Here is a 13,440-nt window from a genome sequence, read left to right on the forward strand (position 1 = left end):
AGCGACAACACTACGGCCGCCACCGTAGTGTCGGGCGGCGACAGCGCCGGCCGGCGATGGCACAAGCGGCCCATGGACAACGCACATCTCATCGCCTTCATCGCCGTGACCTTCCTGTTCGCCGGCTTCGTCAAGGGCGTCATCGGGCTCGGCCTGCCGACCATCGCCGTCGGCATCCTCGGCGTGGTGATGGCCCCGGCGCAGGCGGCGGCGCTCCTGGTCGTGCCCAATCTCGTCACCAATGGCTGGCAGATCGCCTCCGGCCCCGCCCTCAGGCCGATCCTCCTGCGGCTCTGGCCGATGCTGGCCGGCATCTGCCTGGGGACATGGGCGGGCGCGGGGCTGCTTGCGCAGCAGAAGGACGGCTCGGCTACCCTCTGGCTCGGCATCGCGCTCGTGCTTTATGCGCTGGTGGGCCTCAAGGCTGCGAAGCTGCGCGTGCCGGCGAATGCCGAAGCTTGGCTCGGGCCGGTCATCGGCGTCGCGACAGGCGTCGCCACCGCCGCGACCGGCGTCTTCGTGCTGCCGGCCGTGCCGTATCTGCAGGCGCTCGGCTTCGACAAGGACGAGCTGGTGCAGGCGCTTGGCGTGTCGTTCATCGTCTCGACGCTGGCGCTGTCGTTCGGGCTGATCGGAGCCGGTGCATTGAACATGGACGTCGCCTGGCATTCTCTGCTGGCGCTGGTTCCGGCGCTGGCCGGCCAGACGGCCGGCACGATGATCCGCCAGAGGATTTCGGCTGCGACGTTCAAGATGTGCTTTTTCGCGGGGTTGCTGGCGCTGGGGACGTATCTGGTGTGGCGGGCCGTGGGGTGAGGGCTGGCGTGGCTGCTCCCCAACAGGTCGCGGACGTTGCTTTCGCGACATGCTACGTGGTCGTGGTGCTCTCCAAATCGGGCTCTACATTCATGACAACCGTATTTGTGCTCTTCCATACGCATGATCTCGGGGACGGTGAGACGGATGATAAACTTATAGGCGTTTACTCATCGCAGGCCGATGCCCAACAAGCCCAAGCAAGGACGGTGCTGCCAAATGGCTTCCGTGACCAGCCCGGAGGTTTCGTGATCGATCCCTACGAGCTTGGGAAGGATCACTGGAACACGGGCTATGTCACTGTCATAACTGGACGGCCACTCGCGCGAGGGCAACAGGACTGATCCGCTGCCTCAGAGCCCGCTCCCCACCTAAAGCAGTCGTTCCTGCCTCGGCCATGCGCACCGCGCCTCACTTATCCCCGCCCCCTGCCGCCCATGCCTATTCTCCCCCCGCTCCGCCCGACCAAGGGGGCTGTCGCGAGGCATCGTGCGGCCGGGCGGGGTTGCGGTGTTCATGGGCGAGGCCGTCGCGAGGCTCTGGCCATGGAGGGGCCGCTCGTCGCCGGGGGCTTCAGCAATCCCGGTCATGCCCGACCTCAATGGGCGGCGAGCGAAACCGGAAGACAGCCGCGCGCGGGGCGGGGTGGCGGCATTCGGCGCTGCCTCGACATCGACAATCGACTTCGACATCGGCRCGCAGTCACCGACTGCGACGCCACCTCTCCCCGCGCATCCCCTYGGGAATACGCAWYCGGACAACCCTGAAAACCCTCGCGGCGTAAACCGGCGGGGCTTTCGGTGCGRGCGCTCGCACATCGYTCCTCGGATCGCCTCGGAACCACCACCGTCATCCCGGGCTTGACCCGGGATCCATCATAGAGCGCCGCATGTGCCCTATGATGGATCCCGGATCGGCGCGGCTTCGCCGCTTGTCCGGGATGACGGCGCGGTTGGGTACGAGTCACGGGCGGAGAACGTCCGACCCCTCACCCAGCCCTCTCCCTCCGGGAGAGGGTTCCTGGCGCTCTGCTGGATTGCGGCGCGACATTATGGGGCGGGATCCGATCACAGCGACTCGACAACCCTACGGTTCGCCCTGACGCCGACGCTACCGCCGCCCCCTGAAAAACGCCCGCAGCATCTCCCCCGCCTCCCCTTCCCGCATCCCCCCATACACCTCCGGCGCATGGTGGCAGGTCGGGCTGGCATAGAGCCGCACACCATTCTCGACCGCGCCGCCCTTCACATCGCCAGCGCCGAAATAGAGCCGGCGGATGCGGGAAAAGGAGATCGCCGCCGCGCACATCGGGCAGGGTTCGAGCGTGACGTAGAGATCGCAGCCGATCAGGCGCTCGCTACCGATCGCGGCGCAGGCGATCCGCAGCGCCAGCATCTCGGCATGGGCGGTCGGGTCCCTGAGCTCCAGCGTGCGGTTGCCGGCCTGCGCCAGCACGACGCCGTCGCGCAGCACCACGGCGCCGACCGGCACCTCGCCGCGCAAGGCTGCGGCGCGGGCCTCGTCGAGCGCCAGCGCCATGGCATCGGAACCCCTGCTGTCGCAACCCTTGGCGTCCACGGTTTTGCCCTTTGCCAGCACCCTCAAAATCCCTGGCTTTAGCGCTCGCGAGCCGGATGTGGCTCTGCTACAAGCGCCGCTTATCAGTCAGCGTTCCGTTCGGCGGACATCCGCCGGCGCAGAATACGCAACGACACCCGATATTTCAGCATCGGCCCTTCGCGGAAGCGCCTATCCTTCCCGCGGACCATGCTCCGGAGCGATCATGAGCGACGATAACAACCAGAAAAGCCGTGGCCCGCGCAAGGGCGGCGGCGCAGGCGGCCGTGGCGGCGGCAAGGATGGCGGCGGCAAGGATGGCGGCGGCTTCGGGCGCGATGGCGAGCGTCGCGGGCCTCCGCGTTCTGGCGCGGCGTCGGGCGAGCGCAAGCCGTTCCGCAGCCGCACCGAGGGCGGCGAGCGTCCCAGCCGTGGTCCGTCCGAAGGCGGCGAGCGTCCGCCGCGCCGTTTCGACAAGCCGGCAGGCCAGCGCGACGGCGCGCCGAGGCCGCCACGCGCGGGGGGCGACAGGCCGTTCCGTGCAAGGCCCGATGGCGAACGCAGTTCCAGCCGTCCACCGCGCGAGGGCGGCGAGCGGCCGTTCCGTGCGAGGCCCGACGGCGAACGCAGTTCCAGCCGTCCACCGCGCGAGGGCGGCGAGCGGCCGTTCCGGGCCCGGCCCGACGGCGAGCGCAGCTCGAGCCGCCCGCCCCGCGACGGGGCCAGGCGCTTCGAGCGGCCCAAGCCCGAGGAGACGGCCGCCGGGCCGAAGCTGCTGGCCTCGCAGCTGAGCCGGGAGCCCGAGCGCATCGCCAAGGTGATGGCGCGGGCCGGCGTCGCCTCGCGCCGCGACAGCGAGGCGATGATCGTCGAGGGCCGCGTCAGCGTGAACGGCAAGGTGCTGGAAAGCCCGGCGCTCGATATCGGCCCCGACGATATCGTGCTGGTCGATGGCGAGCCCTTGCCGGCGCGCGAGCGCACGCGGATGTGGCTCTACCACAAGCCGCGCGGCCTCGTGACGACCAACCACGACCCGGAAGGGCGCGCGACCGTGTTCGACGCGCTGCCGGAAGATCTGCCGCGCGTGCTCTCGATCGGCCGGCTCGACATCAACACCGAAGGCCTGCTTTTGCTGACCAATGATGGCGGTCTGGCGCGCATGCTCGAACTGCCGGAGACCGGCTGGCTCAGGCGCTACCGCGTCCGCGCCTTCGGCTCGGTGACGCAGGACCGGCTCGACACCCTGCGCGACGGCGTCACCATCGAGGGTGTCTCCTATGGCCCGATCGTGGCGCGCTTCGAGCGTCAGCAGGGCTCCAACACCTGGCTCACGGTCGATCTGCGCGAGGGCAAGAACCGCGAGGTCAAGACGGTGCTGGAGCATCTCGGGCTCGACGTGAACCGGCTGATCCGGGTCTCGTTTGGCCCGTTCCAGCTCGGCGACCTGCCCGAGGGCGAGGCCGACGAGGTGCGCTCGCGCGTGCTGAAGGACCAGCTCGGCGAAGATCTGATCGCGAAAGCCGGCGTCGATCTGGAAGCCCCGCGCCGCGACGAGATGCCGGCCGCCCCCCCGCCCCAGCCCAAACGCGCGCCAAGTGGCGACGACCGGCCGCGCCGGCGCGAGACCGGCGACCGCGAAGGCAAGCCGGAGCGCGAGCGCTGGCAGAGCGACGCCGTGCGCACGCCCTCGCTCGACGATCGCAGCGACAAGCCCTGGAAGCGCACTGTCTGGCGCGATGCGGAAGCGCAGCCGCAGCGCGAGCGCAAGGCCCCGCCCCGTCGCGGCGCCGATCCGAGGGAGGAGCGCCAGACGCGCGAGGCCTCGGGAGAGGTCAGGCGCGTCCGCGACAAGGCGATCGCCGATCCCAGCGGCCGGCGCGTGCTGGTCGAGCGCGTCAGCGCGCCCGCCCGCGAGGAGGAGCGGCCCCGAAAGGACGGCGTCAACCCCAAGCGCAGGCCCGACCGCCTGCCGCGCAGCGAACGCGGCGACGCGGCCGCCCGCGCCCAGCGCATGCCGGAACGTGGCGAGCGGACGGGCGGAGGCGAAAGACCCGCCCGCCGTCCACGCCAGGAATCCGAAGGCCGCGACCGCGCGGACAACAGGCCCTGGCAGGACGCAGCCCCCCGCACCGATCGTCCCGAGCGCGCGCCCCGCGATGGCGCGGAGCGGCCCGCGCGCCGCTTCAGCGAACGCAGCGGCGACGAGAAGCCGCGCGGCCGCAGCTTTGGCGACAAGCCCGGCGGGGCTGCAAAAAGCTACGCCGCGCGCTCGAGCGAGCGGCCGGCGGGCCGCAGCGGCGAGCGTGGCGGCAAGCCCTTCGCGGGCAAGTCTTCCGCAGGCAAGCCTTCCGCAGGCAAGTCTTCCGCAGGCAAGTCTTTCGGGGGGAAACCGTCCGGCGGACGCCCCTTCGGCGGCAAGCCCGGCGGCGGCGGGCGTCCGGGTGGCGGCGGCAAGGGTCCGCGCTCCGGCGGCGGCGCTCGCGGCAAGCGCGACTGAGGCTAGGAGGCGATGCGGATCGTCGGAGGGCGCTTGCGCGGACGGCCTTTGGCCGGGCCGAAGCCTGGAATCGGGACGATCCGCCCGACCTCGGATCGCCTGCGCGAATCGCTCTTCAACGTGCTCGCGCATGCCTATGACGACGTGGCCGAGGGCGCACGCGTGCTCGATCTCTTCGCCGGCACCGGGGCAATGGCGTTCGAGGCTTTGTCGCGCGGGGCTGCGTTCGCGCTTCTGGTCGATGACGGCGCGGAGGCGCGCGGGCTCATCCGCGAGAACCAGACGACGCTCGGCGTCGCCGGCCACAGCCGCGTCTTCCGGCGCGATGCGACCAAGCTCGGCGACATCGGGCCGATGCCGCCCTTCGGCCTCGTCTTCTGTGACCCGCCCTACGCCAAGGGACTGGGCGAGAAGGCGCTGATCTCCGCGCGCGACGGCGGCTGGCTGGAGCCGCAAGCGCTGATCGTGCTGGAGGAGGCGGCCGGCGTCGAAGTCGCGCTGCCGGAAGGGTTCGAGGTACTGGAGCGGCGGGAGTATGGCGAGACGCAGGTTGTAATGGCAAGGGCAAGGTGAGCCGCATCGGCGTTTGAGCGAGACCTCGCGGCCAATTTGTCCCCAGCCCTGCCTTTCGCGCTCATGATCCGTGTCCGTCACGGAGATTGAATGCACGGATGCTTCCTTTTTCATCGATTCAGCAGCACGCTCAAGCCACTCGGCTGCGCCAAAGCAGGCTCGCCAGCCATCTCGCCGGCGAGCGCATGATGCGAGCCCTGGCGCGACTGGAGAGGCTCGTCGAAAAGGCCGGGTTCAGGGAGGACCAGCCGCGAACTCCGGGAGGAAGCGGGCCGGGCAGCGGCCAATGGATCTATGTCGAGGGTTATGCCCAGGGCCGGCAGCCGGGCATAGGCGATAATGGCGGGCCATCGCTCGATCCGCCGGAACCGCCCAAGGACAAGATCTCGAAAACCCAGGCCGCCAAGGCGCTGGCCAAAGAGATCGCGCGCCACACATTGAGACGAGCGGGCCCGATCGGCGCGGCCTTCATGGCGATCGAAGCAGGCCACTGGCTTTACTCCGAATGGCCTTCGATCCGCTCATATCAGGACTCTCCCAAGACGCTCGCCGAACTCCAGCAGAATGCCGGCAAGCGACAGCTGTGATATGAAGACCACCATATCGTCGAACAGGGCGCTCAGACGCGTGAGAGCTTTCCAAGTTCCATGATCGAGAGCGTCGACAATGTGGTCAGCGTGCCGAAATACCGGCATTATGAGATCACCAGCTGGTACACGCGACCCAATCCCGATTTTGGCATGCAATCGCCGCGCTCATATCTTCGCGGCCGGGATTGGTCCGAGCATGTCCGCATCGGGCACTTGGCGATGCGCGAAGTGGGCGTCCTCAAATGAAACGCGGAGAAAGCCTGAACTCACTGCCGAACGCCGACATCGTGCACCGCTTCGAGCAGCTCTGCATCGAGCAGTACGACGCGATGGAGCGCGACGAAAATGCTCGCGTGAACCGCCTGATCTGGCGCGTGCACGCGCTTGAGATGGAGCTCAAGTCGCGCGCAGGCGATCAGCGACGCCTGCTCATAAGTCTTTTCGGCCACCCCAACATGCAGGTCCGGCTGTCGGCGGCCCGGGCCAATCTCGCTGTGGATTACCTCGCCGCTCGACGCGAACTGCAGGATATCGTCGACGGCCAGTGGCAGCCACAAGCCATGGACGCCGGCATCACGCTCCACAACATCGATACCGGCTTCTATCGGCCGCAATAGCCTCACCTTCTCCCGAACAGCCTCTCGATATCCGACAGCTTCAGCTCGACATAGGTCGGCCGGCCGTGGTTGCACTGGCCGGAATTGGGCGTGACTTCCATCTCGCGCAGGAGCGCATCCATTTCCTCGGGGCGCAGCCGACGACCGGCGCGGACGGAGTTGTGGCAGGCCATCGTCGCCAGCACATGGTCGAGCCGGCGTTCGAGCGAGCCGGTCGTGCCGTGTTCGGCAAGCGCGTCGGCGACATCGCGCACCAGCCGCTGGAGATTGCCGCCGGCAAGCTGGCTCGGCGCTTCCCGCACCAGCACGGCGCCGGGGCCGAAGGGCTCGATGACGAGGCCGAGCTGGTCGAGTTCACCCGCCGCCGCGACCAGCCGGTCGGCGTCAACGGGATCGAGTTCCACCACCTCCGGCAGCAGCAGGGGCTGGCGCGCGATGCCCGCCACGGCGCGCTCGGCCTTGAGGCGCTCATAGACCAGCCGCTCATGGGCGGCGTGCTGGTCGACGATGACGATGCCGGCCCGCGTCTGCGCGACGATATAGGTTTCGTGCAGTTGCGCGCGGGCCGCGCCGAGCGGCCGGTCGAGCGCGTCGGCATTGGGTTCGGCGACGTGGGCGCGCGCATCGGCGGAGGGCGCGGCGAAGCCTGAAAAGCCGGTTTGCGTGTTCTCGGAAAGGCCCGCCTCATGGCGCGGCCAGACTGGGGCAGCCTCGAGCTGCGGACAGATCGGAGCCTGCGACGATCCGCCGGAAAACACCGCCCTGAAGGCCTCCAGCGTCCGCGCGCCGCCGGTCGTGGTGGCGCGGTGGCCGGCCTGCGCCAGCGCCGCCTTCAGGCTGGAGACGACGAGGCCGCGCACCAGCTGCGGGTCGCGGAAGCGCACCTCGCTCTTGGCGGGATGGACGTTGACATCGACGAGGCGGGGATCGCAGGCGACATCGAGGAAGAGAACGGGGTGGCGGTCCGAGGGCACGACATCGGCATAGGCGCCGCGCACGGCCGAGAGCAAAAGCTTGTCGCGCACCGGCCGGCCATTGACCGCCAGATGCACGCCAGCCGAGGTGCCGCGATGAAAGGTCGGCAGCCCGGCGAAGCCCGAGACGCGGAAGCCTTCGCGGGCCGCCTCCAGTCGCAAGGCGTTCTCCGGGAAGTCGCGGCCCAGAGCACGGGCGAGCCGGCGCAGTTGCCCGTCCTCGCCGATAGCCTCCGCCGGCCAGTCGAAGCCGGTGACATGCTCGCCCTCCAGCGAGAAGCGGATCGCGGGATGGGCGATGGCGAGCCGCCGCAGCATCTCGGAGACGGCCTGCGCCTCGGCGCGGTCGCTTTTCAGGAATTTCAGGCGGGCGGGCGTAAAGGCGAAGAGGTCGACGACCTCGATGCGCGTGCCCGGAGCTGCGGCCATCGGGCGAACGACGCCCTTCTCGCCGGCTTCGACGACGAGGCCGACGCCCTGGCTCGCATCGTGGCGGCGCGTCGCGATCGAGAGCCGCGCCACCGAGCCGATCGAGGGCAGCGCCTCGCCGCGAAAACCGAGCGAATTGATCGCGAAAAGATCGCCATCGGGGAGTTTCGAGGTCGCGTGCCGCTCGACCGCGAGCGCAAGATCCTCGGGCGTCATGCCGGCGCCGTCATCGACGACGCGGATCAGCTCCCGGCCGCCGGCCGTGACGGTGACGGCAATCGCGCGCGCCCCGGCGTCGATCGCGTTCTCGACCAGCTCCTTCACGGCGGCGGCCGGCCGCTCGATCACCTCGCCGGCGGCGATGCGGTCGACGAGGACAGGATCGAGGCGGCGGACGGTCATGCTTCTCCCTCAGCCCTCATCCTGAGGAGCCGCGCTGCGGCGTCTCGAAGGATGGTCCAGTGGTCTCGGGAGCCTCCTGGAGCATCCTTCGAGACGCAAGCCTTCGGCTTGCTCCTCAGGATGAGGGCTCGCGTGGAGCGACTCAGCTGCGCCCTTCGGCAAGATAGCGCTTGGCGAGGAGTTTCGCTTCCTCCACCGCCGGCTGGTCGAACGGGTCCACACCCATCGCATAGCCGGTCAGGATCGTCTCCAGCATGAAATGCATCAGCATCTCGCCATGCACCGTCTCGTCGATGGTCTCGACATGGAAGCGGCGGACCGAGCAGCCGTTTTTGGCGAAGGTGTCGATCATCGCGATGCCCTGCGCGGCGACGAGATCGCCGATCGTCTTGCCGGCGAAATCGTCCTGGCCGATCTTGGCCGCGAGGCCGGCGTCGATCTTCGGCCCCTTGCCCTTGGCGCCCACGGTGATGACCGTGAAGAAGCGGTCCTTCGGTCCGGCGAGATAGAGCTGTTGCTGCGAGTGCTGGTCGACGGGCCCGAGCGCGCCCACGGGCTGCGTGCCCTGCCCGTCCTTGCCGAGGCTCTCGGCCCAAAGCTGCATCCACCAGCGCGTCAGCAGCGCGAACTTGTCGGCATAGGGCATCAGCACGGCGATGTTCTTGCCCGAACGCATCGCGGCGAGATGGAGCGCCGCGCCCACGGCCGCCGGCGTCTCGCGCACGCTTTTGCCCGCGAGAACGGGGGCGACCGCCCTGGCCGCGCCGGCACGCAGCGCCTCGATGTTCAGGCCGAGCGCGGCTGCCGGCAGCAGGCCGCAATTGGTCAGCACGGAATAGCGTCCGCCGACATCGGTATGGTGTTCGAGGAACGGCGCACCAAAGGGCTCGAGCAGCGCCCGCAGCGGATGCAGCTTGCCCGGCCTGGCCGGCTCGGAGAGGCCCTGGAAACGCGCGCCGATTTCGGCGTCGCTCAGCCCCGCCGCCCGCATGGCGTCGATCGCGGCGATCGATTGCAGCAGGGTTTCGCCGGTGCCGCCCGATTTCGAAATGGCGACGAACTTCGTGGTCTTGAACGGCAGCTTCGACAGCAGCTCGGAATAGGTCGCGGGGTCGAGATTATCGATGAAATGCACGCGCGGCGCGGGCAGGAATTGCGAGAGACCGGCCGTGCCGTAGCCCGTCAGCTGCGCCAGCGTCTGGCCGCCGAGGCTGGAGCCGCCGGTGCCGAGCACGAGGATATCGGTCGCGCCGTCCTTGAGACGCTTTGCGGCGGCGTGGACGGGGCCGAGATCGGCGGTGTCCGACGGCAGCGCCAGCAACGGCAAAGAACCGTCCTTCGCCTGGCCCTGCAGCCGCGCCAGCGCGGGGCCGAGATCGGCCAGCGCCTGCTCGAACGCCGCATCGGGAATGCCGCCCTTGCCGACGCCGGATTCGAGCGCGAGATCGAAGCTTTGCTTGAGCATGGACACTGGATTCCGTCGCTGGACTTCAGGAAAAGAACGAAGGGGTTCAGACGAGTCCGACCGGCCGGCCGACCGCCTGCACCAGCAAACGCGGATCGCCAAACAGGCGTTCCGCGACCCGCTTGACGTCGGCGAGCGTGACCTCGGCGAAGTGGCGGTTGCGCTCGGCGAGGAATTCCGGCTCGAAGCCGTTGACCGCGAGGCTGAGCAATTCGCCGGCGATCTTGGGCGAGGTGTCGAAACGCAGCGGATAGGAACCGATGATGTAGCGCTTGGCTTCCTCGACCTCATGCTCGGTGGGGCCCTCAACCGCGAGCTTCTGCATCTCCTCGCGGATGACCGCCAGCGATTCCGCGACGCGATCGTTGCGGGTCGAGGTGCCGCCGACGAGCATGGCGCCTTCGCGCAGAGGCAGCAGGCTCGACGAGACGCCATAGGCGAGGCCGCGCTTCTCGCGGACTTCCATGAACAGCCGCGAGGTGAAGGCGGAGCCGCCGAGGATATGGTTCAGCACGCTCCCCGTGACGAAATCGGGATCGTGCCGCATCAGGCCCGGCCCGACGAAACGCAGCACGGTCTGGGGCACGTCGAGATCGATGACATGGGTCTGGCCGAGCCCATGGATCGGCAGGGCCTCGCTCGGCAGCGCGCGCGCCGCACCGACCGGCAAAGCGCCGAAGATCTGGTCGAGCCGCTGCGCCAGTTCGTCGGCCGTGATGTCGCCGACAACCACGACCTTGAGACCGCCGCGGCTGAGCAGATCGTGCGTCAGCGCTTTCAGGCCGCCGGCTTCGAGCTTCGAGACGCTGTCGATATCGCCCTTTTCGGGGCGGCCATAGGGGTGGCCGGGGAAGGCCGCCGCATAGAGCGCATTGCGGCAGAGCGTCTCGGGGTTCTGCGCCTGGCGCTGCAGGCCCGCCACGATCTGCGATTTCACGCGTTCGACCGCGTCGATATCGAAACGCGGCGCGTTCACGGCGAGCGCCAGCAATTCGAAGGCGACGTCGCGATGGCGCGAGAGCGTCTGGATCTGGCCATGGAAATCGTCGCGCCGCGCATCGAAACCCAGGCTGATGGCGTGGTCGGCCATCTTGCCCTGGAAGGCCTCGGCGTCGAGATCGCCCGCGCCCTCGTCGAGCAGGCCCGAGATCAGATAGGCGCTGCCGGCCATGTTCCGCGGATCGCGCGAGCTACCACCGTCGAAGGCGAAATCGAGCGCGATCAGCGGCAGGCTGTGCTCCTCGACCAGCCAGGCTTCGACGCCGGCGGCCGAGCGGACCTTCTGCACGGTGACGGAAGGGCCGGCCAGAGTGGAGACGGCGGGAGAGATTGGCGCGTTCATGTCGCTTCCTGTCGGCAGGGCATCGAGGCCCCGCGCGGTTGCTAGAGGGGCGAGGCTCGGATCAGGCGGCCGGCAGCAGCAGGCCGGTGACGCCGCGGTCTGGCCGGAGATAACGACGCGCCGCCTCGACCACCGCCTCGCGCGGCACCGCCTCGATCCGCTCGGGCCAGGCAAGCACGTCCTCGACCGTCTCGCCGACGGCCAGCGACGCACCGAAGATGCGCGCGAGCGAGGACTGGCTGTCGCGCGAAAAGATCGTCTCGGCGACAAGGCGGGTGCGGGCGCGCGCCATCTCGACCTCGGTTGGCCCATCGGCCAGGAACGTCGCCAACGCGGCGTCGAGCCCGGCTTCGAGCGTCGCCATGTCGACGCCGGGGCGCGGGCTGGTCGAGACCTGGAAGACCGAGCGATCGACCATCGAACCCATGAAGTAGGCACTGGCGCCGGCTGCGAGTTCCTGCTCGACGCAGAGACTGCGATAGAGCCGCGAGGTCGTGCCGCCGCCGAGCACCTCGGCCACGATCTCCAGCGCGAAGACCTCGGTGCGGTCGCCGCTGAGATAGGTCGGCGTCAGCCAGCCGCGCCGCAGCGAGGGCTGGTGTACGCGCGGATCGCTGAGCGAGACGCGGCGCGACGCGCGCGGATCGGGTTCGGAAGGACGCTTGCGCAGGGGTTTTTCGCCGCGCGGCGGAATGACGCCGTAGGTCGCCTCGGCGAGCGCACGGACTTCGGTGGCGTCGGTGTCGCCGGCGACGACGAGGATCGCATTCTCAGGGGTGTAGAAGCGCTGGTAATAGGCGAAGGCATCGTCGCGGTTCAGTTCGACGATCTCGTGCTCCCAGCCGATGATCGGCGTGCCATAGGGGTGATGCACGAACATCGCCGAGGAGAATTCCTCGCCGAGTTGGGACGCCGGATCGGAATCGACGCGCATCTTGCGCTCTTCCAGTACGACATCGCGCTCGGGGCCGACGACGCTCTCCTCAAAAGCGAGACCGGTCATCCGGTCGGCCTCGTAATCCATCATCGCGCGCAGGTGCTGCCTCGGCACGCGCTGGAAATAGGCGGTGTAGTCGAAGGAGGTGAAGGCGTTCTCCTGGCCGCCGAAGCCGGCGACGATCTTGGAGAACTCGCCGGCGGGCCATTTCGCCGTGCCCTTGAACATCAGATGTTCGAGGAAATGGGCGATGCCCGACTTGCCGGCCGGATCATCGGCCGAGCCGTTGCGATACCAGACCATGTGGGTCACGACCGGAGCGCGATGGTCGGGCACGACCACGACATCCATGCCGTTGCCGAGCTGGAACGACTCGACGGGCGAGGTCAGGCGGGTCGGCGGCATATGGATCGTCATCGCGGGCCCATGGGTTGGCGGCGGGTCATCAAACCCATATAGGCGGCAACCCCCGATAGAGCCAGATGCGAGACGCAGTCCCGGTTCGCCTGCCCGGTTCCCCCGCCCGGTTCGCCCGCTCAGTTCACCGGCGGCAGGGTCGGCGCCGGCAGGCCCTGCGCGAACTCCTTCTGCCCCAGCGCCTGGGTGTCCTCGCGCGGCGCATTGCGGCCGGGGCCGACGGGAGCCGTGCCGGCGGGACGACGGTAGCCGACCGGCGGCTCGTAGAGATATTTCCGGTCCGGTTCGCTGCCATAGGTCAGGCTGGCGAGATCGTCGGCATTGCGCTGGCCCGCGATGTCGCGGCCGGTGCGAATCGGCCCAATATTCTCGTCGAAGGTCTTCGATTGCTGGATCGGCAGGTAGCGGCCGCCATCGCGACCGGAGACGCGACCGCGCTGGAGCTCTTCCTGGCTGAGCAGCGGGCGCTGGTTGTCCTTGTACTTCTCGCGTTCGGTCGCGGGGACGAGCGCGCGCGCGTCCTCGGCGCGACGTCTGGCGACATCGGGATCGTTGGGCCAGGAGGCGTTGCGGGTGCTCGCCGGCTCCTGCGGCCGCGGCAGCGTCGAGCCCGGCGGCACGACCAGCGGCGGACGCTGGCGATACTCGATGTCGTTGTTGCTCTTGCCGCCGATGACACCCTCGATCAGGTTCTTGAACAGCACGCCCTCCTGCGCCGAAGCGGGGACCGCCGCAAGCAGCAGGCCGCCAGCGAACAGGCAATGCGTCACGCGGATGCGATTGGCCATCTCAAAACCTCCCTCGGGAATTCCAGCGTCCCTGTC

At 68.9% G+C, this 13,440-nt stretch carries 12 protein-coding genes; 6 read left to right on the forward strand and 6 right to left on the reverse strand.

Going from position 1 to position 13,440, the window contains the following annotated elements:
• Positions 1–72 precede the first annotated feature (72 nt).
• The gene (locus AC1DZY_RS06185) at positions 73–816 is read left to right on the forward strand and encodes a sulfite exporter TauE/SafE family protein (protein ID WP_476819210.1); all 744 of its coding nucleotides are present in this window, start codon (positions 73–75) and stop codon (positions 814–816) included.
• Positions 817–1,926: 1,110 nt separating this feature from the next.
• On the opposite strand, the gene AC1DZY_RS06190 is transcribed toward AC1DZY_RS06185, so the two are convergent.
• A complete protein-coding gene (locus tag AC1DZY_RS06190; RefSeq protein WP_476819458.1) occupies positions 1,927–2,355 on the reverse strand; it encodes a nucleoside deaminase in 429 nt (142 codons plus the stop codon).
• A gap of 244 nt (positions 2,356–2,599) precedes the next feature.
• Here AC1DZY_RS06190 and AC1DZY_RS06195 point away from each other — a divergent pair, with 244 nt between their 5' ends.
• The 5 genes from AC1DZY_RS06195 to AC1DZY_RS06215 all read left to right on the forward strand — a co-directional run bounded on the left by AC1DZY_RS06195 (position 2,600) and on the right by AC1DZY_RS06215 (position 6,650).
• Entirely contained in the window at positions 2,600–4,870 is a 2,271-nt protein-coding gene (locus AC1DZY_RS06195) for a pseudouridine synthase (protein ID WP_476819211.1), read from the forward strand.
• Positions 4,871–4,882: 12 nt separating this feature from the next.
• The gene (rsmD, locus tag AC1DZY_RS06200; protein ID WP_476819212.1) at positions 4,883–5,443 is read left to right on the forward strand and encodes a 16S rRNA (guanine(966)-N(2))-methyltransferase RsmD; all 561 of its coding nucleotides are present in this window, start codon (positions 4,883–4,885) and stop codon (positions 5,441–5,443) included.
• 185 nt (positions 5,444–5,628) lie between these two features.
• The gene (locus AC1DZY_RS06205) at positions 5,629–6,030 is read left to right on the forward strand and encodes a hypothetical protein (protein ID WP_476819213.1); all 402 of its coding nucleotides are present in this window, start codon (positions 5,629–5,631) and stop codon (positions 6,028–6,030) included.
• A gap of 60 nt (positions 6,031–6,090) precedes the next feature.
• Positions 6,091–6,279 (forward strand): hypothetical protein, encoded by a 189-nt coding sequence (locus tag AC1DZY_RS06210; protein ID WP_476819214.1) that lies wholly within the window; start codon positions 6,091–6,093, stop codon positions 6,277–6,279.
• A complete protein-coding gene (locus tag AC1DZY_RS06215) occupies positions 6,276–6,650 on the forward strand; it encodes a DUF2019 domain-containing protein (protein ID WP_476819215.1) in 375 nt (124 codons plus the stop codon). The genes AC1DZY_RS06210 and AC1DZY_RS06215 overlap by 4 nt, the downstream gene beginning before the upstream one ends.
• Positions 6,651–6,652: 2 nt before the next feature.
• On the opposite strand, the gene mutL is transcribed toward AC1DZY_RS06215, so the two are convergent.
• The 5 genes from mutL to AC1DZY_RS06240 all read right to left on the reverse strand — a co-directional run bounded on the left by mutL (position 6,653) and on the right by AC1DZY_RS06240 (position 13,404).
• Positions 6,653–8,455 (reverse strand): DNA mismatch repair endonuclease MutL, encoded by a 1,803-nt coding sequence (gene mutL / locus AC1DZY_RS06220; RefSeq protein WP_476819216.1) that lies wholly within the window; start codon positions 8,453–8,455, stop codon positions 6,653–6,655.
• A gap of 142 nt (positions 8,456–8,597) precedes the next feature.
• A complete protein-coding gene (locus AC1DZY_RS06225; RefSeq protein WP_476819217.1) occupies positions 8,598–9,920 on the reverse strand; it encodes a glucose-6-phosphate isomerase in 1,323 nt (440 codons plus the stop codon).
• 46 nt (positions 9,921–9,966) lie between these two features.
• Positions 9,967–11,262 (reverse strand): M16 family metallopeptidase, encoded by a 1,296-nt coding sequence (locus tag AC1DZY_RS06230; RefSeq protein ID WP_476819218.1) that lies wholly within the window; start codon positions 11,260–11,262, stop codon positions 9,967–9,969.
• Positions 11,263–11,323: 61 nt separating this feature from the next.
• On the reverse strand, positions 11,324–12,616 hold the full coding sequence (locus AC1DZY_RS06235; protein ID WP_476819219.1) for a M16 family metallopeptidase: 1,293 nt from the start codon (positions 12,614–12,616) through the stop codon (positions 11,324–11,326).
• A 119-nt stretch (positions 12,617–12,735) separates the two neighbouring features.
• On the reverse strand, positions 12,736–13,404 hold the full coding sequence (locus tag AC1DZY_RS06240; RefSeq protein WP_476819220.1) for a hypothetical protein: 669 nt from the start codon (positions 13,402–13,404) through the stop codon (positions 12,736–12,738).
• Between the last annotated feature and the right edge of the window lie 36 nt (positions 13,405–13,440).

It is taken from the genome of Allobosea sp. P2_A10, from assembly GCF_056405115.1.

Coding starts and splice junctions, on each gene's coding strand:
- AC1DZY_RS06205 (WP_476819213.1), top strand. CDS start 5,629: ATGATGCGAGCCCTGGCGCGACTGGAGAGGCTCGTCGAAAAGGCCGGG.
- AC1DZY_RS06195 (WP_476819211.1), top strand. CDS start 2,600: ATGAGCGACGATAACAACCAGAAAAGCCGTGGCCCGCGCAAGGGCGGC.
- AC1DZY_RS06235 (WP_476819219.1), bottom strand. CDS start 12,616: ATGACGATCCATATGCCGCCGACCCGCCTGACCTCGCCCGTCGAGTCG.
- AC1DZY_RS06240 (WP_476819220.1), bottom strand. CDS start 13,404: ATGGCCAATCGCATCCGCGTGACGCATTGCCTGTTCGCTGGCGGCCTG.
- AC1DZY_RS06225 (WP_476819217.1), bottom strand. CDS start 9,920: ATGCTCAAGCAAAGCTTCGATCTCGCGCTCGAATCCGGCGTCGGCAAG.
- AC1DZY_RS06230 (WP_476819218.1), bottom strand. CDS start 11,262: ATGAACGCGCCAATCTCTCCCGCCGTCTCCACTCTGGCCGGCCCTTCC.
- AC1DZY_RS06185 (WP_476819210.1), top strand. CDS start 73: ATGGACAACGCACATCTCATCGCCTTCATCGCCGTGACCTTCCTGTTC.
- AC1DZY_RS06210 (WP_476819214.1), top strand. CDS start 6,091: ATGATCGAGAGCGTCGACAATGTGGTCAGCGTGCCGAAATACCGGCAT.
- AC1DZY_RS06190 (WP_476819458.1), bottom strand. CDS start 2,355: ATGGCGCTGGCGCTCGACGAGGCCCGCGCCGCAGCCTTGCGCGGCGAG.
- rsmD (WP_476819212.1), top strand. CDS start 4,883: ATGCGGATCGTCGGAGGGCGCTTGCGCGGACGGCCTTTGGCCGGGCCG.
- AC1DZY_RS06215 (WP_476819215.1), top strand. CDS start 6,276: ATGAAACGCGGAGAAAGCCTGAACTCACTGCCGAACGCCGACATCGTG.
- mutL (WP_476819216.1), bottom strand. CDS start 8,455: ATGACCGTCCGCCGCCTCGATCCTGTCCTCGTCGACCGCATCGCCGCC.